Origin of the sequence: Maribacter algarum (ex Zhang et al. 2020) (genome assembly GCF_005885635.1) — a bacterium.
In the GTDB taxonomy this organism is placed as follows: Bacteria; Bacteroidota; Bacteroidia; order Flavobacteriales; family Flavobacteriaceae; genus Maribacter_C; species Maribacter_C algarum.
This window is the reverse complement of sequence record NZ_VATY01000002.1, coordinates 262,155-281,660: the sequence shown is the minus strand read 5'-3', so window position 1 is coordinate 281,660 and position 19,506 is coordinate 262,155. Positions and strand designations below refer to the sequence as shown.

General features: G+C 39.0%; 19 protein-coding genes. 4 read left to right on the top strand and 15 right to left on the bottom strand.

The features are described from left to right. Nucleotides 1-3 precede the first annotated feature (3 nt). Nucleotides 4-993, bottom strand: a complete 990-nt coding sequence (locus FEE95_RS10075; RefSeq protein WP_138657821.1) for a zinc-dependent alcohol dehydrogenase family protein — start codon at nucleotides 991-993, stop codon at nucleotides 4-6. A 115-nt stretch (nucleotides 994-1,108) separates the two neighbouring features. Here FEE95_RS10075 and FEE95_RS10070 point away from each other — a divergent pair, with 115 nt between their 5' ends. Next, nucleotides 1,109-1,456 carry a winged helix-turn-helix transcriptional regulator gene (locus tag FEE95_RS10070; RefSeq protein WP_138657820.1) on the top strand — a complete coding sequence of 116 codons (348 nt, stop codon included), beginning with the start codon at nucleotides 1,109-1,111 and terminating at the stop codon, nucleotides 1,454-1,456. A gap of 53 nt (nucleotides 1,457-1,509) precedes the next feature. On the opposite strand, the gene FEE95_RS10065 is transcribed toward FEE95_RS10070, so the two are convergent. The 13 genes from FEE95_RS10065 to FEE95_RS10005 all read right to left on the bottom strand — a co-directional run bounded on the left by FEE95_RS10065 (nucleotide 1,510) and on the right by FEE95_RS10005 (nucleotide 13,761). Then, a complete protein-coding gene (locus FEE95_RS10065; RefSeq protein WP_138657819.1) occupies nucleotides 1,510-1,875 on the bottom strand; it encodes a hypothetical protein in 366 nt (121 codons plus the stop codon). 11 nt (nucleotides 1,876-1,886) lie between these two features. Next, nucleotides 1,887-2,765 (bottom strand): nuclear transport factor 2 family protein, encoded by an 879-nt coding sequence (locus FEE95_RS10060; RefSeq protein ID WP_138657818.1) that lies wholly within the window; start codon nucleotides 2,763-2,765, stop codon nucleotides 1,887-1,889. 95 nt (nucleotides 2,766-2,860) lie between these two features. Then, complete coding sequence (locus FEE95_RS10055; RefSeq protein WP_138657817.1) at nucleotides 2,861-3,739, bottom strand: helix-turn-helix domain-containing protein; 879 nt, start codon at nucleotides 3,737-3,739, stop codon at nucleotides 2,861-2,863. Nucleotides 3,740-3,783: 44 nt separating this feature from the next. Beyond that, nucleotides 3,784-4,074 (bottom strand): hypothetical protein, encoded by a 291-nt coding sequence (locus FEE95_RS10050; protein WP_138657816.1) that lies wholly within the window; start codon nucleotides 4,072-4,074, stop codon nucleotides 3,784-3,786. Further along, complete coding sequence (locus FEE95_RS10045) at nucleotides 4,074-5,207, bottom strand: amidohydrolase (RefSeq protein ID WP_138657815.1); 1,134 nt, start codon at nucleotides 5,205-5,207, stop codon at nucleotides 4,074-4,076. The genes FEE95_RS10050 and FEE95_RS10045 overlap by 1 nt, the downstream gene beginning before the upstream one ends. 7 nt (nucleotides 5,208-5,214) lie before the next feature. Further along, entirely contained in the window at nucleotides 5,215-6,261 is a 1,047-nt protein-coding gene (locus FEE95_RS10040) for a succinylglutamate desuccinylase/aspartoacylase domain-containing protein (RefSeq protein WP_138657814.1), read from the bottom strand. A gap of 57 nt (nucleotides 6,262-6,318) precedes the next feature. Beyond that, nucleotides 6,319-6,780, bottom strand: coding sequence for a nuclear transport factor 2 family protein (locus FEE95_RS10035; protein ID WP_171037023.1), 462 nt, complete (start codon nucleotides 6,778-6,780; stop codon nucleotides 6,319-6,321). Nucleotides 6,781-6,873: 93 nt separating this feature from the next. After that, the gene (locus FEE95_RS10030; RefSeq protein WP_138657812.1) at nucleotides 6,874-7,503 is read right to left on the bottom strand and encodes a hypothetical protein; all 630 of its coding nucleotides are present in this window, start codon (nucleotides 7,501-7,503) and stop codon (nucleotides 6,874-6,876) included. Between the two features lie 273 nt (nucleotides 7,504-7,776). Continuing rightward, a complete protein-coding gene (locus tag FEE95_RS10025) occupies nucleotides 7,777-8,580 on the bottom strand; it encodes an FAD binding domain-containing protein (protein WP_138657811.1) in 804 nt (267 codons plus the stop codon). A gap of 132 nt (nucleotides 8,581-8,712) precedes the next feature. Beyond that, nucleotides 8,713-11,079, bottom strand: a complete 2,367-nt coding sequence (locus tag FEE95_RS10020) for a xanthine dehydrogenase family protein molybdopterin-binding subunit (protein ID WP_138657810.1) — start codon at nucleotides 11,077-11,079, stop codon at nucleotides 8,713-8,715. 3 nt (nucleotides 11,080-11,082) lie between these two features. After that, nucleotides 11,083-11,547, bottom strand: coding sequence for a (2Fe-2S)-binding protein (locus FEE95_RS10015; protein ID WP_138657809.1), 465 nt, complete (start codon nucleotides 11,545-11,547; stop codon nucleotides 11,083-11,085). A 148-nt stretch (nucleotides 11,548-11,695) separates the two neighbouring features. Then, entirely contained in the window at nucleotides 11,696-12,865 is a 1,170-nt protein-coding gene (locus FEE95_RS10010) for a vWA domain-containing protein (RefSeq protein ID WP_138657808.1), read from the bottom strand. Nucleotides 12,866-12,867: 2 nt separating this feature from the next. Continuing rightward, a complete protein-coding gene (locus FEE95_RS10005; protein WP_138657807.1) occupies nucleotides 12,868-13,761 on the bottom strand; it encodes an AAA family ATPase in 894 nt (297 codons plus the stop codon). Nucleotides 13,762-13,875: 114 nt separating this feature from the next. Here FEE95_RS10005 and FEE95_RS10000 point away from each other — a divergent pair, with 114 nt between their 5' ends. Further along, nucleotides 13,876-14,481 (top strand): carboxymuconolactone decarboxylase family protein, encoded by a 606-nt coding sequence (locus FEE95_RS10000; RefSeq protein WP_138657806.1) that lies wholly within the window; start codon nucleotides 13,876-13,878, stop codon nucleotides 14,479-14,481. Nucleotides 14,482-14,488: 7 nt separating this feature from the next. Here FEE95_RS10000 and FEE95_RS09995 read toward each other — a convergent pair whose 3' ends face one another. Beyond that, nucleotides 14,489-16,651 carry a TonB-dependent receptor gene (locus FEE95_RS09995; protein ID WP_138657805.1) on the bottom strand — a complete coding sequence of 721 codons (2,163 nt, stop codon included), beginning with the start codon at nucleotides 16,649-16,651 and terminating at the stop codon, nucleotides 14,489-14,491. 215 nt (nucleotides 16,652-16,866) lie between these two features. Between FEE95_RS09995 and FEE95_RS09990 the strand changes: the two genes are divergently transcribed. Together FEE95_RS09990 and FEE95_RS09985 are read left to right on the top strand one after the other, a co-directional pair. Next, nucleotides 16,867-17,286, top strand: a complete 420-nt coding sequence (locus FEE95_RS09990; RefSeq protein ID WP_138657804.1) for a DUF2141 domain-containing protein — start codon at nucleotides 16,867-16,869, stop codon at nucleotides 17,284-17,286. A 235-nt stretch (nucleotides 17,287-17,521) separates the two neighbouring features. Next, nucleotides 17,522-19,504 (top strand): tetratricopeptide repeat protein, encoded by a 1,983-nt coding sequence (locus FEE95_RS09985; RefSeq protein ID WP_138657803.1) that lies wholly within the window; start codon nucleotides 17,522-17,524, stop codon nucleotides 19,502-19,504. Nucleotides 19,505-19,506: the final 2 nt, after the last annotated feature.

Genomic DNA, 19,506 nt, shown 5'->3' with positions numbered 1-19,506 from the left:
GTGCTATTCATTTACTACGACTACTTTTCCAATGGCCTGCCCACTCTCTAAACGTGCATGGGCCTTTCCGGCATCTTCCAGTGAAAAAGACTGTTCGTCTAGTACAACTTGTAGACCTCCTCCTTCAACTATTTCAGCGATATGTTGCAATATTTTTCCGTGCTCTTCGCGTTTATGATCATGCAACATGGGAATCAACATAAACACTACATGCAACGAAAGTCCTTTAAAATGTGCTAATGTGAGGTCTAGTTCGCATAGCGAAACCGTCGTAGCAATATGACCGTTCAGCGTCGCTGCATTAAACGAATTGATCAGGTTTCCTCCTCCAACGGAATCATATACAATATCAAAACCATTACCATTAGTGTGTTTTTGAACGTAGTCTTCAACGGTTTCCGTTTTATAGTTAATGGGGGTTGCCCCAAGTTCCTCAATGAGTGCCAATTGTTTTTCACCTCCTCCTGTGGAGTAAACATTTGCCCCAAAGTGCTTTGCTAATTGTAATGCTATATGACCAACACCACCGGACCCTCCATGAACCAATACCCTTTGACCTGCTGTGATGCCAGCACGCACAAGACCCTCGTAAGCCGTAATACCTACTAACGGAATGGCGGCCGCTTCTTTCATAGTTATATTTTTGGGTTTTTTAGCTATAAGCTTGACGTCAGCCGCAACATACTCCGCCAAAGTACCCGGCAATTCAGCAAGACCACCAACACAACCATATACTTCATCTCCGACTGAAAACCCAGTAACGTCCCCAGAAATAGATTCAATGGTTCCGGCAAAGTCCATACCCAGTATGGCAGGCGCATCTGGTGATAAGGGCAGGTCTTTACCCATTTTTCGAATCATGGTATCTACCGTATTAACACTAGACGCCCCTATTTTAATGAGTGCTTCCCCAGACTTTAAGGAAGGTATTGCTATTTCTTCTTTTGCGAATACTGAACTTTCACCATATTCATTAATAATCATTGCTTTCATACGAGTGTATTTTATTAAACTATAAAAAATATAGTTGCAAAACTAAGTATAGCGATTTATCTTTGCAATAACGGTCAAAAAGTATAGTAGCGATTTTAGCAAAATTTTAAGTATTATGTACAAGGTAAATGGCAAAACATACCCGTGTTGCACAAGTATCACCATGGGTATCATTGGTGGCAAGTGGAAAACGGTTATTTTATATCATTTGATAAATAGCCCTTTGCGCTATAATGAATTACGTAAACAGATGATATCAGTAACCGAACGTACGCTGAGTTTACAATTAAAGAATCTCGAAGAAGACGGAATCGTGAAAAGAAAGGTCTATACCTCGAAACCTCCATTAAAAGTAGAGTACTCCCTAACCGATTTGGGCAAAACACTTATTCCCTTACTCAAAGCTATTGCGGAATGGGGAGATCAACTGGTAGCAAAACAAAATGTAATAGCCACGCCATAAAAAAGCGGATTGAATAACCATCCAACCCGCTTTAAACGCAAGAATTGGGGAACTTAATGCACACTGTAACGATTCATTTTCATCGTTTTTACATCAATCATCTTTGCATAGGTTGTAACTGATTTATCCGTTATAAACTTCTGCATTGAGGCTTCTGCGTCTGCCATAGTCTTCCAGCGAACCACTACGACTACTTCACCAGTTGTTTGTGAAAAACCACTTTCACGACTTATAAATCCGGGTTGAACACTAGTGTAATCTGCTTCTAATTCAGCATCTGCTACCCAAAATGTCTCAGCATTAACTGTTGCTATATACTTAAAAGTTGTTACTTCTATAACATAAGGTTTTACAGGCTCAGTTTTCTTTTGACTCGTTAAAACGAGGGTGCTAATTAAAAAGATAACAGTAAGTTTCATACTGCAGAATTTTAAAAATTAAACTTACCATTGCTATTCTTCCATTCAGATTCTGGAGCTATCGTCTCAATAACATCCCAGTGCTCAACAATTTTACCATCGGCAACTCGAAACAAATCGTAGTAAGAGGTTGGAGCATCTCCAAGAGTACCTTCACTAATGGCAAGGACAAAATTACCTTCTCCTAATACTTTATGAGTAGTGTTGTACACCATAGAAATGCCTTGTTTGGCCATTCCTTCCAATGCTTTTCCTAATCCCGACAAACCATCAGCCACGGCAGGATTATGTTGTAAATAAGCCTCGTCGGCTCCATCAATAAAATTGGCAATTTTGTCCATTTCACCTCTTACCAGAATCGTGGATACAAAATCGCTTACCAATTGTTTGTTAGCGGCGGTCTTTTCAAGGTCAGTTGCTTCGTAAGGTCCATCTGTTTGGGTTCGCCCACTAGAGTTGGCAGGTGCAACAGCTATTAAGTTATCCCAGTGTTCAACAATTTTTCCGTTTTCAAATCGAAATACATCAAAACCGATTTTCGGTCCGAAAAAGTCGTAAATGGTGTGGGTAAATACATAGTCACCATCTTTATAGGCACGCACAACTTTAGCCTTGAATCCACCTTCGGGCGCATTCTGTAGAACAGCCCCGAAACCTTCCAATCCATCAGCAACGCCCAAGTTGTGTTGTGTATACTTTTCTGGGTTGATATACCCAATGGCACTTTGGTCACCTGTTTCTAAACTACTTAAAACGTCAATTGCTTTTTCTTTGTTTGATACTTCCATTTTTTCTTCTTTTTGATTTTCAATAGGTACTTCTTCTTTCTTCTGTGATTTGCAAGACCATATTGCCATGGTCATGGTAATTGCGATAAGTGTGTATTTCATATTTTAGATATTTTGTTGGTACAAATCTAAAATTAGGATACACCGAAAGAAAGGTGAAAATGAATTCAAAAATGGTAAATATCGAACCTACAACTCTATTTATGAGTATTTTTGAACATATTTGGGGTTAATCCAGTCTTTTTCTTAAAGTACTTGACAAAATTTGTGGGTTCTTCAAAACCCATATTGAAGGCCAATTCGGTGCTTTTTACAGAGGAATTTATTAATCGCCTTTTCGACTCTAGTATTATAAAAGCATCAATAAATTGCTTTGCCGTACTATCGATAATTTCTTTGCATATACTATTCAAATGCTTATAACTCATATGCATTTTGTCTGCATAGAAATCGGCGTTTCTACTTTGGGTAAAGTGCTGTTCTACCAAAGATTTAAACTGTAAAAACTGAGAAAGCTTTTCGGATTCTTTTATATGAAAAGTCTGAAACTTTTTGAGCTGTTCCAATTTTGAAAAAAGTACTGTAAAGAGGGCATCAATAGTATTGGCCTTGTTATAAGATTCCTTCTCATCGTAAAACTCGGCGAACAACAGTTCAATATAATTTTGAACTTTAGAATTGTCAGGTATCTGAAGTTTAGGCGAGAATAAATGAGAATTGAATAAACGCACCACCTCCGTATTCGGTAATCTGTTCAGTTGCTTTATAAAATAGTCCTCCGTAAATAGTATCAAGTAGCCTTTGATATCAGCCTTGAAATTAAAAGCATTTACCTGCCCTTTAGACAAGTATAATAGGGTATTTGCTTTGACTTCATGCCATACAAAATCAACCAAATGTTTGGTTCTTCCAGCCGTATAGTAGGCCAAAGCGTAAAATTCAAGTTGATGTGGCTTTTCAGGAAAGTGGTTCAGACTTTCACGTCGTTGCATTAGACCCTCAAGTGTAATAATCTCGATTCCTTCTACTTGAAAGAAACTGGATTCAAACTGTATTTGCGGAAGCTCATTTTTCATAAAAGCGATAGAACTAACGTTCTTTGAAAAATACACTTTTATTCCTAATCTCCTGCAATTCCACTTCCGAAGATGCCAACCGCCAACTCCGCCCAAAGTAATAAAAATCCTAGAAAGACTAAACTGATGAGCACAAGTCGGTGCGTTCTATTCGGAATTCCTTGGGTAAGAAGTTCTATTAATATAGCCGTTGTGAAAAGTAAGAATCCTGCAATCAAAAAATCACCCAAACCCCAGTTGACCTTATCTGTAAACTGCATAGCAACTAGTGGAATCAGTAAAATAAGGACGATGATTGCCAAAAAAACTAAAAGTCTTTTACCAAAAAGTTTCATTACGCTTTCAAGATGCTTGAAATAATGAATTTGAACATCGCAATTCCTGTGTCCAATAGCTCATCAGGAAAGTCATAATCCGCATTGTGCAAGGCAGGCATATCCTCCCCTGCCCCCAGTCCAAACATGGCTGTTTTGTATTCCTTTGAAAACCAGCCAAAATCTTCGCCAAATTTAAATGGATAAGGCCTTTCTATGATTTGAAAATTATTTTCTTTCGCTGCTTTGGAAACATAAATGTTGCTTTCGACATCATTGGCTGCAGCAGGAAAATGTTCTAACCATTCTAATTCGTATGCAAGTCTTTGTGTTTGGCATATTTTCTCCACGCTCGATTTTATCTGCGTTTTTAAAGCAGACATGTTCTCGCTACTCCATGCACGCATGGTATAATGTAATTCGCCATTAGCAGGTGAGACTCCGTATGCCTTTTGCCCCATATTAAGATGTACGGGAGTGAGTAAGGTAAAATTTTCATCTTCGGGATTAATGACTTCAAGACTTGAAAAGGTGGTTACTAGCTCTGATAGGCCCAATGCCGGATTTATTCCGTTCTCTGGTTCCGCAGCATGAGACTCTTTTCCTTTTAGTCGTATGATAAGACTTTGAACCTCCGCGGAAAAGCCTTTTTTCATGAGTATGACACTATGAAGTGGTTCTTTGGGAATGTTGTGCAATGCAAAGATGTAATCGGTTTTCAGTTTCTTGAACCGTTCATCTTGTAGAACGCGATAGGCCCCTTCTCCATTTTCCTCTGCAGGTTGAAACAATAGAATGACTTCTCCAGAATCAAAAGATTGTTCCTTCAACCAAAATATTAAACCTGAAACGATGGCCATATGACCATCATGCCCACATTTATGGGAAACGCCTTTGTTTTTTGATTGATGCTCAAAATCATTAACCTCTTGAATAGGCAACGCATCCAACTCGCAGCGAATGGTAATCGATGGTCCTTTTTTAGGGAATTTATAAATGGCGGCTACTCCAGTTCCACCCAAATTCTCGAGCATAGTTGTCGGGTGATGCTCCACGATAAAATTCCGGATTCGCTTCGCGGTTTCATATTCAAACCCTGACAATTCAGGGTTTTCATGAATTTCTTTTCTTAAACTTAAGATTTCAGGGTTCATCAATGTGCTATTTATCGAAGCTACTAATACAGATTAGTGTTTCATCTTTACTGACAGGAGGTGTACCAATTTTGTATAAGATAATTCCAGATTTGGGCGCCTTGATATCAGCCGTCACTTTCCCGAATACATCTTTAATGACTCCCACCACAGCGCCGTCTTCTACAGAATCTCCTGCTTTGTAGTCGCTGTAAAATATGCCTTGGTTTGGCGAGCGGATATAATCTTGACTATTAAAATGCTTATGGGTTATATCAGTTCTCTTAGCATTGTCGTACATCCCCATTTTATCGAGCATATTATAAACACCCACTTTAATCAAATCCACTGCATCTTTTTGCACATTGCCCAACTTTCCCGATTCAATACTCAGTCCCGTTTTTCCATCTTGTACGGCTTGTTTAAAAACATATTTGGCAGGGTCATTATCTTTTAAAGTGTACGGATAGGAAACGATATATTCAAAACCACTAACCTCAGAAAGCTCCTTCGCCAATTGGGTTTGTTCGGGTTTTTGCTCGTTGTTGTAATAGCAAATGAAGGGTAACAAATCCTCACTGGCATCTCCCCCATGGATATCCAAAAACACATTGGTTTTAGGAATGACTTCCTTTGTAATAAAATGCGCAATCTGTTGGGTCACGGTTCCTTCTACTTCTCCTGGAAAAGCACCATTCAAATTAACGCCATCGTTCGCATTCTTAAAAGGCGTACGTGTGAAAAAGGAATTCGTACTGGCAATAGGAATCACAATCAGCGTACCTGTCAATGCTGACGCCTTGATTTCTTGCAACAATTCTTGTACGGCAACAATAGGGGGATATTCATACCCATGTACCCCAGCAACCATCGTAAAAACAGGACCTTCCGTATTACCTTTGATAATGGAAATAGGCAGAAAGGTTTCATTTTCCTGATTGTCATAAAAGTCAATTTGAAGGTTTTTTACCGAAGGCCAGCTACCTTCGGAATAGGCCGTTTCAAAGGAACTCTGCCCTATTAGGGATAGGGTCGAAAATAAAATCACAAGTAATGTGAAAATTTTAGATACCATGTTCTTCATTTTTCATTAGAGTACTGAGCTAAGATACAAGAAGAATAGAAGCATTCCTCATTTTTCCTCCACACCATAAATGGTGGTTTGCATACCTGCGATTTTCCATTGGCCATCCACTTTTTCCATAAGGCGGGTTTCGCGCTTACGGCCACGTAGGGAATCTACGGATTCGTATGTGACCCATGCACCAGTGCCATACAAACGCACATCGATGTCATCTACCAATTCGGGTAGCGGCTCTGGTTCAGGGTGGGCAACAAAATAGTCCTTAACGAATTGGTCGACCTCCTCCCAGCCGATGGACTCAGAAAAGGTGCTGTCTGCAAAGTTGAGATAGACTTTAGTCATATCCGGGTCATGTACCCATTTGTCTTGCCAAGCTTCATAATTCCGGCTGAAGGCAGCTTCGGTTTCGCCGTTCAAAGTATTTAGAATGGCCGCTTTTTCTTCTTGGAAATTTACCTCAGTCACTGCAGCTACTTCTGCTTTTTGTGGTAGCTGTTCTTTGCAAGCCATTACAAGAATTAGGCATGTAAGAAATAGTATTGGTCTTTTAATCATATTTTTTTGTAGTCTATCTCACCTATCGATTTAATTACTTCATAAAATTCAAAAGTAGTTTGAACTTATATAAAATATGGTAACTATTAAGAATGTAATTAAAAAAGCAGTGTATGCTATTTCTAGTTGTAAGTAATTCCTCGATATGCTCTTGCTCATAAAATAATTAAATCTTGTAAGGTTACCAATCTGCAAGTTTTGACTCTTTAAAACCTTTTGCATTGATAATTCGTATTTCTCAAATTCTGGAACTTCAAAAATCATAAAGTTATTCTCCTCTAAATTGGGATATTTCTTTTTGATGATTTTATTAAAGACCTTATACATAATAAAGCTGAAAGGTTTTGCTGCAAGAATGGCAAAAATCAATGAAATAGATAGTCCAATAATAAGTATTGGAATAATCTGATTATTAAACGATGAGTTTCCTTCAAAGTAACTTTCAAATACTATTAGAGCAGAAATTATCGCCGTATTTATTCGAATTAAAATTGCTGCTTTCTTATCTGCAATCGCAATTGAACTCATTATAAGTCTATTTTGATTTTTCAAATAGACTCCCATTGATTTTCTCGGTTCCTTTTTTGTATCATACAAGTCCTTACCTGAATTATTTTCAGCTTTTGAAATCAATTCATCAGGATCTTTGTCATTTAAATGTTGATTTTCATTATTCATTATTTGTTTTGTTTCAATTTCAAGATTGATTTTAACTATTTTAATCTAAACAATTTTTCTCTTTTTTTGATATAACCACGAAATAAATGTCATTCTGTTGCCTATCCAAACGCCATATTCATCTTTGCACTACCAAATCAGAACTAAATTTTACAATTCATACCAAGGATATTCAAAATTGAAAACCCCAATGTGTTTTACATTGAGGTTTATATCATGGAATATTAATTACGTCAAGTGCTTCGACAAGCTTAGGATGACATTCCACTAGATTTAGGCCTCGAGAGCCTTTTTGACCATCACTTTGGCCAAATGGGCACGATACTCCTCATCGGCAAAATGGTCACTCATCAAATCGTCAATACCATCGACCGCATGTGATGCTGCATCTGAACTTCCAGAATAAGCATTTTCAACGGCCGTTGCGCGGTAAGGTGTTCCGGAGACACCGGTTACCCCAACTTTTACCGAATCACCATCTTTTACTGCGGCTACTCCCACTACGGCAAAACGCGAAGCAGACTGAAAGAATTTTTGATAGTTACCATTGGCAACCTTTGGAAAACGAATCGCGGTAATGATTTCATCTTCGGCCAGGGCGGTAGTGAAAATACCTAAGAAGAATTCCGTTGCGGGAATAGTTCTTTTTCCTCCTTTTCCTTCCACCTCGATTTTTGCATCACAGGCTAAAACCACCGCCGGGTAATCGGCTGCTGGGTCCGCATGAGCGAGACTTCCACCAATGGTTCCGCGATTACGGACTTGTATGTCACCAATATGTTTGGCAGTCTGTGCCAGAATATTCAAATCGGAATTTATCCTATCGGAGTTTACAATATCCGCATGGGTACAATTCGCACCAATGACGATTTCATTTCCATCTTCAGAAATGGAATTCAATCCGGAAATTCCACCGATATCAATCAATACCTCCGGTCGACTCAATCGCAATTTCATTGCAGGAATCAAACTATGTCCCCCGGAAAGGAGTTTTGCATCATCACCGTGCTTCTCGAGCAATCCAATCGCTTCACTAACGGAAGAAGCTTTTATATAATCAAATTTTGCTGGTATCATAATTGTTGTTTTTTGTAATTCCCGCGAAGGCGGGAATCTTTATCTATTTTTTAATCTATTAGACAGAAACAAGAAACTAGAGCCAAGACTTAAGACTTCTAACTTCGTACTCCTCGCTTCAAACTTCGTGCTTCAAGCTTGCGTCTGCATTGCCTTCCAAACACGTTTTGGCGTGACTGGCATTTGAATGTCGGTTACGCCTAAATGAGAAAGGGCATCGACTACGGCATTTACAACAGCAGGTGTAGAGCCAATGGCTCCAGCCTCCCCTGCTCCTTTTACACCCAATGGGTTATGTGGACAAGGCGTTGTAGTTCTATCGGTTTCTATATTCGGCACATCATCTGCACGTGGCATGGCATAATCCATATAGGATCCTGTGACCATCTGTCCTTCACCATCATAGATGACTTCTTCCAATAGTGCTTGGCCAACGCCTTGCACTACTCCACCGTGAATTTGTCCATCTACAATCATCGGATTCATGACATTCCCAACATCATCACAGGCAACAAAACGTTGCAGGTCTACCTTACCTGTATCTGGATCAACCTCAACAACGGCTATATGCGTTCCGAAGGGATAGGTGAAATTTGTTGGGTCATAGAAACTAGAGAAATCCAATCCAGGTTCTACACCTTCTGGATAATCATGTGGTACATAGGCGGTCAGGGAAACATCTCCAAAGGAAATGGATTTGTCAGTTCCTTTGACCGTCCATTTGCCTTCGGCATATTCAAGGTCGCTTTCCGCTGCTTCAAGTTTGTGGGCAGCAATCTTAGCACCTTTTTCCAGCACTTTTTCAACACTTTTGATAATCGCGCTTCCTCCAACGGCCAAACTTCGAGAACCGTAAGTTCCCATTCCAAAGGCAACTTGGTCGGTATCGCCATGTACGATATCCACATCATCCATATGGATACCCAATTTATCGGCTACAAACTGAGCGAAAACAGTTTCATGGCCTTGTCCGTGAGAATGTGCTCCCGTAAACACTGAAACTTTTCCAGTTGGTTGTACACGTACATGTCCTACCTCATAGAGTCCCGCACGAGCACCCAAGGAACCTACTACAGCAGACGGCGCAATTCCGCAACCTTCAATATAAGTTGATATTCCAACACCTATTAATTTTCCATTCTTGCGGGCTTCGGCTTGTTCTTTTCTAAAATCCTCATAGCCTAACATTTCAAGTCCTCTTTTGAGAACGCCATGGTAATTCCCACTATCATATTGCAGCGCAACCTGAGTTTGAAACCCGGGTTCTGAAGTTCCGTTAAAGGGAGGGATGAAATTTTTATACCTTAATTCCGCCGGGTCGATATCCATTTCCTTGGCAGCTTTCGAAATGATGCGTTCCAGCAAATAGGTAGCTTCAGGTCGTCCTGCACCGCGATAGGCATCAACAGCTACAGTATGCGTAAATGGTGCCACAACATTCAAGTGAATTAATGGCGTCGTATATACGCCCTGAAAAAGCGTTCCATGTAAATAGGTCGGTACTGCCGGAGCAAAGGTCGAAAGATAAGCACCCATGGCACAGTATTCATCCGTCAGGTGGGCAACGATTTTTCCATCTTCATCAAAGCCCATTTTGGAATGTACGATATGGTCACGACCATGTGCATCAGTCAAAAAGGCTTCCGTTCTATCGGATGTCCATTTTACTGGCCTTCCGATTTCTTTAGATACCCAAGTGAGCAAAGCTTCCTCGGTATAATGATATATTTTACTTCCAAATCCACCACCTACATCATATGAAAGCACTCTGACTTTATGCTCGGGAATTCCCAAAACAAAAGCACAAAGCAATAAGCGAATTAAATGTGGATTTTGGGTACTTGTATATAAAGTCCATTTGTCGGCATTTACATCATAGTCCGAAATGTAGCTTCTTGGTTCTATGGCATTTGGTGCCAAACGATGGTTCTTATATGTCATTTCAGTAACGTGATGGGCACTTTCCAAAGCCGCTTCAACCTCCGTACGGTCATTACCAATACACCAGTCAAAGGCCGCATTGTCTTCCCATTGGTCATGGACTTTCGGTGCACCCGCCTCCATTGCTTTTTTAGGACAAGTAACTGCGGGTAGGGCTTCGTAACTCACCTGAACCAATTCGGCAGCGTCTCGCGCCAATTCCAAAGTTTCAGCAATTACAATGGCAACGGCTTCGCCAACATGAAGAATTTTATCCTTGGCTAAAAGAGGATGCAAAGGTTCACGCATGGTTTCACCATTCTTAAAATCCACCTGCCATCCGCAAGGGACACCAAAAGTTCCACAGGCATCACTTCCGGTATAAACTGCAACAACACCTTCAGCTTTTTCAGCAGCAGCGGTATCTATACTTAAAATTTTTGCGTGGGCATAAGGGCTACGTACAAAGGCTGAATGGGTCATTCCCATCAGCTTGATATCATCGGTATATTTTCCGGCACCTTTTAGAAAACGGGCGTCTTCTCTTCTCTTAATCGGTTTTCCTATAAATGTTTCCATAGTTTATGCATTTATTTTTTCAGCGGCATGCTGTATCGATTTGACAATATTGTGATAGCCGGTACAACGACAGAAGTTGCCTTCGAGTCCGTGTCTGATTTCCTCATCGGTCGGATTCGGGTTGTTTTTGAGGATATCGGCGGCTGTCATCACCATGCCCGGCGTACAAAAGCCACATTGCAATCCGTGATTTTCTTTAAAGGCTTCTTGAATGGGATGCATTTCGTTCCCATTCGCCATACCCTCTATAGTGGTAATTTCACTTCCATCTACCTGGACCGCTAAAAGTGTACAGGCTTTTGCGGCAGCACCATCTACTGTGACTGTACATGCGCCACAGCCACTAGTATCGCAACCGATATGTGTTCCTGTGAGGTTTAAGTTCTCTCGTAAATATTGGGCCAAACTAATACGCGGCTCAATATCATGGGAATATTCTTTCCCATTGATTGTCATTGAAATTTGCATATAATACGATTTAAAGTGTTTCTCGATAAATTAAAAAGTGGGTTTATCAAGATAAAAAGAAGTGTTGGTTTTTCATGAATATTTCTCAAAGAATTTTAACAATTTCTCAATTAATTGGGAATTTGTTTGATTATCAAATCAATACAGTTCAATTAAACTGTCTATTCAATAAATTGCGTTTGCTTCGAAGTTGCTGCAAAACACCTTTCAAACTTTCAAGATTGTGCGCTGATGCTAAAACATCGATATAAGGCAAAGCGGTTTGCATTCCGATGGATTCAGGGGAAAAATCGCGATTCCCAGCCAAGGGATTTAGCCAGATGACCTTTTTCGATTTTTTGTAGATAGTCTTCATAGCTTCCTTCATGACCTCAGGTTCACCGGTATCCCATCCATCGGATAAAATCAAAACCATGGTTTTCTTATCCAACATACCGTGGCCGTAATTTTCTGTAAAATCCTGTAAGCATGAACCAATGGTTGTGCCACCAGACCAATGAGGAACGCGCTCTGAAATGGTTCGGAAAGCTTTGTCGAACTCATTATTATCTAATATTTCGCTTACCTTATGCAAAGCCGTGCTAAAGACAAGTGTCTCTATTTTATCATAGGCATTTTGAAAGGCATATATAAGGTGGATGAAAAAACGACTATATAAATCCATCGAACGGCTTACATCACATAGGAGTACCAGCTTTAGTTTCCGGTTTTTCTTTTCGGAAAAAACCAATTGCTGAATCTCTCCTCCTTTTCGCATGTTCGCTCGTATGGTTTGTTTTAAGTCCAGCTGTTGTCTTCTTTTGGATTTCTTTCTAAGCCTACTTTTTTGATGCGCCATTTTGCGCGCTAGTTTTTGCAAAACACGCATCATCAGCTGCATTTCATTTTCGCTTAAATCGAGGAAATCCTTTCGTGTAAGCACTTCCAAATCACTAAAAGCAGCAATTTCTTTCTCTTCTTCGGAGGGACTCAAATTCAACCAATCTTTTAAAGCATCGAATTGTTCAGCTTTGGTTTTTTTTTCGGGTTGTGGTTTTTTTTCAGGAAGTTCTTTGACCTTGGAATCTGAGGCTTTTTTTAATTGGTCTTTGAATTCGTGGTAGTATTCGTCGAATTTTGATTGTTGAAATTGGCTTTTGGTCAGGACTGAACGTAAGGCTTCCTTAAAATAGTTTTCGGAATGAATAGGCAAATAGGAAACTGCGTTTAGGGCGTCAGCTTCTTCGGTCGCAGTCAAATTGAAACTCTTCTTGCGCAGAAAACGACAAAGTAAAACTACATTTGCAGAGAGCTCGGTTTGATGCGTTGTTGTTTTCACAATTACCCTATTCTTGAAGTTACTCCAGTTCGCTCCAACAACTCAGAAAGTGAATCCTGTGTATGTCGCATATCTTGCCAATCTTTCAATACAACTCCTAAGGTATCTTCAACTATTTGTTTGTCTAAGTGCTTTAAGTGCATGCTAGCCAATGCTCTAGCCCAATCAATGGTTTCGGAAATACCAGGAGTCTTTTCGAGTTTCATTTCTCGCAATTCCTTCATAAAGGAGCAGATTTCAGTCCCTAGTTTTTGGTCGATTTCTGGTACTTTGGACTTTACAATCGCGAGTTCTTTTTCGAATGTTGGGTAATCAATCCATAGGTATAGGCATCTTCTTCGGAGAGCTTCTGAAAGTTCTCTGGTTCTGTTACCGGTTAGGATAATTTGCGGTTTGTTGGTTGCCTTAATGGTACCGATTTCAGGAATGGTTACTTGCCAATCCGAAAGGACTTCCAATAGAAAACTTTCAAATTCCTCATCAGCTCGGTCAATTTCGTCAATCAGCAAGACGGTTTTATTTTCATGGGTAATGGCATTCAAAACAGGTCGCTTTAAAAGAAATTTATCAGAGAAAATGGTTTCTTCCAGCGCTTTGACATCTTGGTCTTTGCTTTCATGCATCTTTAGGTAAAGTAATTGGTGTTGGTAATTCCATTCGTATAAGGCATGGGTACTATCTAAGCCTTCATAGCACTGCAATCGAATTAATTCCGTTTGCATAGCTTTGGCCATCACTTTAGCGATTTCAGTTTTCCCTACCCCAGCCGGACCTTCAACCAGTAAAGGTTTCTCCAATTTCATTGCCAAAAACACTGACATGGCTATGGCTCCATCGTCAATATAACCTTGCTCTTGCAGCATTTTTTTGATTTGGGATAGTTCCTCGCTCTTCATAAAGTATAAATTAGTCCTAAGGGTTTAAGATACCTAAATTCAGTTGCTGTCACAAATTTTGCATTCTAAATTGGTATATTTCCCAAGGATACAATTCTATATAAATCTTTATGAATGAGCTGGATAAAAACAATCGATTTCGATAAGGCAGAAGGCAAACTAAAAAGTCTTTACAAAAGGGTCAAAGGACCAAATAATAATGTCGATAATGTTTTAAAAATACATAGTCTTCGTCCGCACACACTTGAGGGACACATGGTTTTATATAAAGCGGTACTGCACCACTCGGCAAACACCTTGCCTAAATGGTATTTGGAAGCCCTAGGGTGTTATGTAAGCAACCTAAACAATTGTGACTATTGTTTTGACCACCATTTTGCTGGTCTCCAACGTCTTCTTAATGATGATGCAAAATCAAATCAATTTTTGGAAGCTGTCAAGAATGACGCTCTAGATTCCTTCCTTGATGTAAAATTCACCAAGGGAGCGAACTATGCTAAAAAGCTAACAATGAATGTTCAGAGTATTATTAAAGAAGATTTTTCAAAACTCAATAAATCAGGATTCTCAGAAGGTGAAATATTGGAAATCAATCAAGTTGTGAGCTATTTCAATTATGTAAATCGAAGTGTCATTGGATTAGGTGCCAATACCAAGGGTGATATATTAGGACTCTCGCCTAATCAAAACGATGACCCCGATAATTGGGGTCATTCGTAAATCAATATTATAAATTATCTAGTTGATTGCTGCTCTTATCGTCACTGATAGTCCAAAAGAAACCTACAACGAAGAAAGCATCGGCGGTCGGTCGAATAGCACGGCGTTCAAAAATACCATCCATATTTGGAGTATTTGCATATTGATATCCGTTAACGTTTTTAAATCCGGTGACATTACTAACGGAGAAAAACAGTATTTTTTGTTGTGATATGAGATAGGCCCAGTTTACGTTCAAGCTGTTGAACGATTTGGTTTTTTCTGCTAAAAACTCAGGTGTATTTGGGTTGTCATAAGGTCTACCTGAACTGTAATTATAAGATACCCCAATCTGAGAACGCCAATCTTCTACCCAATATTTGGTCACTAACGAAAGACCATGGGTCGGGGCGAAATTCGGTGTTGCTCTTTCAGGAAAGTCTCGAAAGTCCCTCTCGGTGTTCAAATAGCTGTAAGATGCCCAATAATCAAGATTTTTGATACTCTTATTGTCTCTCCAAAAAAGGTCAATACCACTGGCGTACCCACTTCCTAGATTATTGAATTGTGAGTTAAATTGTGGCATTTGCGTATCGAACTTTACAAGTTTGTCATAGTCTTTGTAAAATGCCTCTGCTCGAAAAGTTTTTCCATCGGATAAATATTGATAATTGAAAATATAATGAGAGGTTTTCTCAAAATTCAAACTTTGGTCAAACTTTAAAGATTCACTCAAAGGGTTCTGATAGAAATCACCATAGGCTAAAGAGAATTGTCCTTTATCACTGCTCTTATATGCTAAGGAAACCCTAGGAGCTATATTCGAATCTTCTAGAAAACTGGAGTGCTCACCCCTTACCCCTAGTTTCATGGCGAATTTGTTGCTAAAAAATATATCCGCTTCTGCAAAACCTGCTGAAAGATTATCTTGAAAACCCGAATCAAATGTAAATCCATCGGGAGCCAGAAAATTTTCTTGATAATCGGTAATAAAATGTTCTGCACCAAAATTCAATTGAAATCGGCTACTAAACGATTTCTTGACCTTCAATTTTAAATGGCCTGCCGTTTCATTAGCGTCTATTGAATTGGTGGCAAAACCAATATCATTTCTATCGGAAGAAATGCTGGCACCAGCTGTCATTGTCCATTCATTATCAAAAAAATGTTTGTAAGAAGTATTCGCATAAAGATTACTATTTTTCAATCTGAAGTTGACGAAATCATCAAAATTGATATCCTCTTGGTCCAAATCGAGATTTGCTTGATTAAATCCTGTATAAAACTTGAACATACCCTTATCAGACTTGCTTCTAAAAACAGCCTCCCCAGAGATGGATTCATAAGGTTTGTTCCAACGTGCTCCCTGCTCATTCGGAATAAGCCATTGATAAGGCGCTAGATTGATATACTGAGCATTGACACTAAGGGATTGATTACCCCAAATTTCAGTCTTACCGAGTCCTGCCCCAACAGAAAGTACAGAGATATCGGTTTTCTCTTGGTCGGGTTCGTCGGTAGTATTTAAGAGTAAAACACTAGAAAGTGCTTGGCCGTATTCCGCAGAATAGCCACCTGTACTGAATGTGATTCCTTTAAACAGGAAAGGTGAAAAACGCCCTCGGGTTGGAATATTATTCGCCGTAGCATTGAAAGGTTGAAATACACGGAGTCCGTCAATAAAAACCTGCGTCTCTCCAGCTTGCCCTCCACGAACGAAAAGTCTACCATCTTCGCTGACATTTGAAGTTCCTGGTAGCGTTTGTAAAGCTCCAACAAAATCTCCTGCTGCGCCCGCGGTGGTTACAATATCTAAAGGTTTTAAGACAGATACTTTAGAATTATCCCCAGCTTGAAAGCTTCCGGCAGTTAAGGTTACTCCCGTCAGTTGATTGATCGCTTCTTGCAATTGAATGTCTAAATCCTTTAAATAAGAAACATCTCCTGCTTGCATATAGGTGTCAAATGAAATCATGGAAACAACAAGGTTCTGGGTTCCTGTTTCCGAAGTCTCAAAATTGAATTTTCCATTTGCATCGGAGGATGCCCCATCATAAGTGCCTTCCAGATAAATATTGGCTCCCTCTATGGGGTTACCTTTAGCATCGGTGACCGCACCGGAAATAGTCGATTGGGCAATGCTAACCAAAGAGTAGCAAAGTAAGATAAATGTAAAGATTGATTTTAGCATGGCTGTTCGCTTTTTAATTGATGAAGCAAAAATGGACACATAAAAAGGCATTGAGAAAACCAAATGACCGAATTGTAATTTTTCGGGACTGAATTGAAGTTCGAATTTCCATTTACAATTCGGATGCAAAAATCAACAGTTCGGTAAGAAGCATTTCAAAAGAGAAAAGTATGATTGCATCTTTGGGTCATAATTAATCACTAAAACAAAACATCATGAAAAAATTAGGACTATTTATCGCAACATTAGTAATTGGATTTACAGGAATTGCACAAGACAGCAAAGGGGTTACCGTAAAAGTAACTATTGAAAATGTTTTATCAGATGGTGGTACCATCTTAGGTGGACTTCACACTGCCGAAACTTTTATGAAAGGTGCTGGAGTTCTCAACGCCACGGAGCCAGCAAAAGCTGGAGAAGTAACCTTAACTTTTGAAAATGTTGAACCAGGCACATTTGCCATTATGGTAATGCATGACAAAAATGACAATAAACAAATGGATATGGATGCAAATGGGATGCCTCAAGAAAGCTATGGTACTTCAGGCGAAATGAATATGTTCGGTCCTCCAAACTTTGAAAGTTCGAAGTTTGAGGTTACGGATGAAGACCAAGAAATTAGAATACGCTTCTAGAAAATCAAAAATTCATCGATCAAAAGTAGAAAGACCTCCAAGCATGGAGGTCTTTTTTTTACCTACCAACCTGACTTTATAACCACTTACTAATTGAAGTCTGCCATTTACTAAATTACATGTTTCTTGACTTTTTAAATTGTTGATATTCAGTAAACGAGATAAATATTAAAACCCTCGATTGAATAAATATTCGTTAAATTTATGTTGACTCCCTCTTTTTAAAGAAAATCATATGAAACCGAAACATTTTTTGTATTGGCTTCTTGCTGCCAATACTTTATGTTGTACGATACTTCAAGCACAAAATGAGGCGAAAATAGATAGTCTTCGAAAGTCATTAGCTGATGTACATTCTGATTCGACTACCATTACAATTCTAAAGAACCTCAGTTGGTATTATGCAACCACCAGAAGTAAATTGGATTCCGCCACATTTTACGCAGATAGCCTAAATAGATTTTCTTCTAAAATTAATCACCAAAGTGGAATTGCATTATCCCACTTTTATCACGGCCTTATAGGAAGATTTAAAGGCGACTATTCTAGGGGCCTAAGTCATTTGGAGAAATATTTGAAATTCTCAAAAGATAGTTTAAACGTTGCCGCTGGATTATTTCAAATTGGGGTTATTCAACATGAAATGGGCAACTATGAGGAATGTTTGAAAAATTATTTTCGTATCCTCAAGATCTATGAAGAGAATGGCAGTGAAAAGAGTATCGCAACAACCTTGCACTCTATTGGTCATATTCAGCGAAAAATGGACAAACAGAAGGAAGCCATAGAAAGTTATCAAAAATCTATAAATATTAAGGAGAAACTTGGTGATAATGAAGGCATAGTTATGAGTCTCACTAGTCTTGGTAATGCCTATGGAGAAATGGAGCAGTATAATTTGGCCCTAATTCCCTTAATAAAAGCCTATGAGCTGGCACATATTTTAAAAGTTCCCTTTTTATCTGCCTCTGTATCTGATAATCTTGGTAGTCTTTATGGAAAAACCGAAGAACATTCTAAAGCGTTGAAATATCATCTCGAAGCCTATGAAATAAGAAAAAATCTTCCGTCCAATAAAGATTTAGCTAGTAGTTTAAATTCAATTGGGGGAAGCTATTTTAAGTTAAAGGAATATGAAAAATCAAAAAACTATCTTGAAAGAAGTCTTGCCATTTCAAAAAACATAGATGCAAAACCAATAACACTACGAAATTACGAAGTATTAGGTAAGCTGCTTTCTGAGACAAGAAATTATAAGGGAGCATATTATTTTCAGAAAATACATTCAGAACTTAAGGATTCAATTTTTAATAAGGAAAAGAACAAACAATTGGTCGAATTGGAAACCAAATACGAAGTTTCTCAAAAAGATAAGGATATAGCGATTCTAACCAAAGAAAATGAGGTACAGGAAGCTAATGCAGAAAAGGAAGCTACTATAAGAAAAGCACTTATTGGTGGGCTTGTTTCATTCGCAATAATAGGTTTGCTTTTGTTCTATACGATGCGACAACGACTGAAAAATCAAAAAATGATTGCTGCAAAAAATGAGCAAATCAACAAGGCCAAACTTGCAGAAGAACTGCAGACCTTAGAAATGAAAGCTCTTCGCGCACAAATGAATCCGCACTTTTTGTTCAATAGCTTGAATTCGATAAATACCATGATTCTTAATGATGAAAACGAAAATGCGAGCCGATACCTCTCAAAATTTGCGAAACTTGTTCGCATGCTTTTAGAAAACTCGGAGCAACCGATGGTTTCCCTAAAGGATGAAATGGATATGTTAGAGACTTACATTCAACTCGAAGCAATTCGCTTCAATAACAAATTGGAGTATCAAATCAATATCGATACGGACATTGAACAAGAAAGTACATTGCTACCCTCAATGGTCATACAACCATTTGTCGAAAATGCCATTTGGCACGGGTTACTGCATAAAGACAATAAAGGGCTCTTGACCATTTCCATAACGGAAGATGACCATAAACTCCATTGCAGTATCATCGATAATGGAGTGGGGCGTGAAAAATCGGTAACCCTTAAACAAAAAGGTGGACTTAAAAAGAAATCGATGGGCATCAAAATAACTGCCGACAGACTTAAACTTTTGACCAAACAGAAAATTCAAGAGGTCATAAAGATCATAGATTTAAAAGACGAAAACCAAAATGCAGTGGGTACGCAGGTGAACCTTCAAATTCCCATTGCATAGCG

Excerpts from the sequence above, each read along its gene's own strand:
- FEE95_RS10040 (WP_138657814.1), bottom strand. The coding sequence starts at position 6,261 with ATGGTATCTAAAATTTTCACATTACTTGTGATTTTATTTTCGACCCTA.
- FEE95_RS10020 (WP_138657810.1), bottom strand. The coding sequence starts at position 11,079 with ATGGAAACATTTATAGGAAAACCGATTAAGAGAAGAGAAGACGCCCGT.
- FEE95_RS10050 (WP_138657816.1), bottom strand. The coding sequence starts at position 4,074 with ATGAAACTTTTTGGTAAAAGACTTTTAGTTTTTTTGGCAATCATCGTC.
- FEE95_RS10070 (WP_138657820.1), top strand. The coding sequence starts at position 1,109 with ATGTACAAGGTAAATGGCAAAACATACCCGTGTTGCACAAGTATCACC.
- FEE95_RS10015 (WP_138657809.1), bottom strand. The coding sequence starts at position 11,547 with ATGCAAATTTCAATGACAATCAATGGGAAAGAATATTCCCATGATATT.
- FEE95_RS10065 (WP_138657819.1), bottom strand. The coding sequence starts at position 1,875 with ATGAAACTTACTGTTATCTTTTTAATTAGCACCCTCGTTTTAACGAGT.
- FEE95_RS09985 (WP_138657803.1), top strand. The coding sequence starts at position 17,522 with ATGAAACCGAAACATTTTTTGTATTGGCTTCTTGCTGCCAATACTTTA.
- FEE95_RS10045 (WP_138657815.1), bottom strand. The coding sequence starts at position 5,207 with ATGAACCCTGAAATCTTAAGTTTAAGAAAAGAAATTCATGAAAACCCT.
- FEE95_RS10075 (WP_138657821.1), bottom strand. The coding sequence starts at position 993 with ATGAAAGCAATGATTATTAATGAATATGGTGAAAGTTCAGTATTCGCA.
- FEE95_RS10035 (WP_171037023.1), bottom strand. The coding sequence starts at position 6,780 with ATGGCTTGCAAAGAACAGCTACCACAAAAAGCAGAAGTAGCTGCAGTG.
- FEE95_RS09990 (WP_138657804.1), top strand. The coding sequence starts at position 16,867 with ATGAAAAAATTAGGACTATTTATCGCAACATTAGTAATTGGATTTACA.
- FEE95_RS10005 (WP_138657807.1), bottom strand. The coding sequence starts at position 13,761 with ATGAAGAGCGAGGAACTATCCCAAATCAAAAAAATGCTGCAAGAGCAA.
- FEE95_RS09995 (WP_138657805.1), bottom strand. The coding sequence starts at position 16,651 with ATGCTAAAATCAATCTTTACATTTATCTTACTTTGCTACTCTTTGGTT.
- FEE95_RS10000 (WP_138657806.1), top strand. The coding sequence starts at position 13,876 with ATGAGCTGGATAAAAACAATCGATTTCGATAAGGCAGAAGGCAAACTA.
- FEE95_RS10060 (WP_138657818.1), bottom strand. The coding sequence starts at position 2,765 with ATGAAATACACACTTATCGCAATTACCATGACCATGGCAATATGGTCT.
- FEE95_RS10055 (WP_138657817.1), bottom strand. The coding sequence starts at position 3,739 with ATGAAAAATGAGCTTCCGCAAATACAGTTTGAATCCAGTTTCTTTCAA.
- FEE95_RS10030 (WP_138657812.1), bottom strand. The coding sequence starts at position 7,503 with ATGAATAATGAAAATCAACATTTAAATGACAAAGATCCTGATGAATTG.
- FEE95_RS10025 (WP_138657811.1), bottom strand. The coding sequence starts at position 8,580 with ATGATACCAGCAAAATTTGATTATATAAAAGCTTCTTCCGTTAGTGAA.